Genomic DNA, 1,858 nt, shown 5'->3' on the forward strand with positions numbered 1-1,858 from the left:
CGAGCGTGACGGTCGAGCCCGGCGCGGCGGCCTCGATCGCGAACACCGCGAGCGTCCACAGCGCCTGCGCGAGCCGCTCGGGATCGGCCAGCAGGGTGGCTTCGCGCGCGCCTTCGAGGCGGATCTCGAGGCGGGTGCCGCGCGCGTCGGCGAGCGCGGCGCGGACCAGCGCGGCCACCTCGTCGAGCAACTCGGCGAGCACCACCGGGGCCGGCGCGATCGCCAGCGCGCGCGTATCGGCGCGCGGCGCGTCGAGTGCGCTCTCGATCAGCCGGGTCTGCTGCTCGATGCCGGTGCGGATGCCGCCCAGCGCGCGTTGCAGGGACGCGTCGCCGGCCGGCAACTGGCGCTCCAGCACATAGGCCCAGCTATGCATGGCGTTGAGCGGGCTGCGCAGATCGTGCGACGCGACGGACAGCGCCTGGTCGCGCGAGAACAACGCGGCCTCGGCGGCGTAACGGGCAGCGCGCTCGCGCAGCAGCTCGGTGCGGGGATCGGCGGGGGAGAGGGTCACGAGGGTCGTGCGGAGATGGCGGAATCCACATTATAGGGACCGGACCGGGGCGCGTCGCGCCGACTTCGAGGGCGAATGCGCGCCGATGCGCGATGTTGCGAATCGATCGGCGCCTATTGATCGGGGCCGCCCGCCCGCGGCATGCCGTCGATTTTCCTGGTTTCGCGCGGTTTCGGCGCGATCGCGGCCCCGCGCCGGCCGTCAGGCCGGCACGCCGTCCTCGCGCGCGGCGGCGCGGTTCGGCAGCAACTGGCAGACCAGCAGCCCGGCCAGCATCAGCGCGCAGCCGAGCAGGGCGCGCAGGCTCAGCGTCTCGCCCAGCGCGGCCCAGCCGGCCAGCGCGGCGAACACGCCTTCCATGCTGAAGATCACGGCCGCGTGGGCCGGCGCGGCGTCGCGCTGCGCCACCACCTGCAGCGTATAGGCGACGCCGACCGACAGCAGGCCGCCGTAGAGCAGGGTCGGCAGCGCGCGCGCCAGGGTGTTGGCGTCGAGCGTCTCGACGCCGAGGCCGATCGCGCCGCACAGCAGCCCGCAGACCAGGAACTGCTGGAATGCCAGCACCAGCGGATCGTGGCGGCGCGCGAAATAACCGACCGCGATCACGTGGATCGAGATCAGGATCGCGCCGACCAGCTGGAAACCGTCGCCGTACATCACGCTGAAGTGCTCGTCGACGCTGAGGAAGTACAGGCCGATCGCGGCCAGCGTGGCGCCCAGCCAGGTGCCGGTGCCGGCGCGATGGCGCAGCAGCACGCCGATCAGCGGCACCAGCACCACGTAGAGCGAGCTGATGAAGCCGGCATTGGCGATCCGGGTGTATTGCAGGCCGATCTGCTGCAGCGAGATCGAGGCGGCCAGCAGCAGGCCGAGCAACAGGCCCGGCAGCAGCCCGGCCGGCCGTTGCGCGAGCGCGGCGATCTCGCGGCGCGCGGACTGGCGCGTCAGCAGCAGCGGCACCAGCACCAGCGCGCCGAGCAGGAAGCGCAGCCCGGTGTAGAGGAAGGGCCCGATCACCGGCAGGCTGAGCCGCTGGGCGACGAAGGCCGAGCCCCAGATGACGGCGGCGGCCAGCATCAGCAGGTTCGCGCGGAGGTGGAGGCGGGCGGCGGGCGTCATCGGCGAGGGGATTCGAAAAGGCGCAAAAGGGGAGATTTTATGCCGAAGCGGCCAGGCTGGCGGTGAAACGCCGCAGCGTGTCGGCCGAGCGCGGCTCGCGCACGCGCGAGTAGAGCACCACCTGCGAGATGGGCAGCGCCGGCAGGCCGAAGCGCGCGCCGACCTCCACCAGCCCGCGCGGCGCCACCCGGCGCGCCAGCGGGCAGACCGCCAGGCCCGCCGCGG

General features: G+C 73.3%; 2 protein-coding genes and 1 pseudogene. All 3 read right to left on the minus strand.

What is annotated here, in order from left to right; translation table 11 throughout:
- Positions 1-514: HAMP domain-containing histidine kinase (locus F3J10_RS35465; RefSeq protein ID WP_167244033.1), on the minus strand; the 514-nt coding region annotated here is incomplete at its 3' end.
- A 201-nt stretch (positions 515-715) separates the two neighbouring features.
- Positions 716-1,633 carry a DMT family transporter gene (locus F3J10_RS35470; protein WP_167244034.1) on the minus strand — a complete coding sequence of 306 codons (918 nt, stop codon included), beginning with the start codon at positions 1,631-1,633 and terminating at the stop codon, positions 716-718.
- 37 nt (positions 1,634-1,670) lie between these two features.
- Positions 1,671-1,858, minus strand: a pseudogene (locus F3J10_RS35475) (LysR family transcriptional regulator); the annotation flags it as partial.

This window comes from Burkholderia sp. Cy-637, from assembly GCF_011753175.1.
Classification (GTDB): domain Bacteria; phylum Pseudomonadota; class Gammaproteobacteria; order Burkholderiales; family Burkholderiaceae; genus Burkholderia; species Burkholderia gladioli.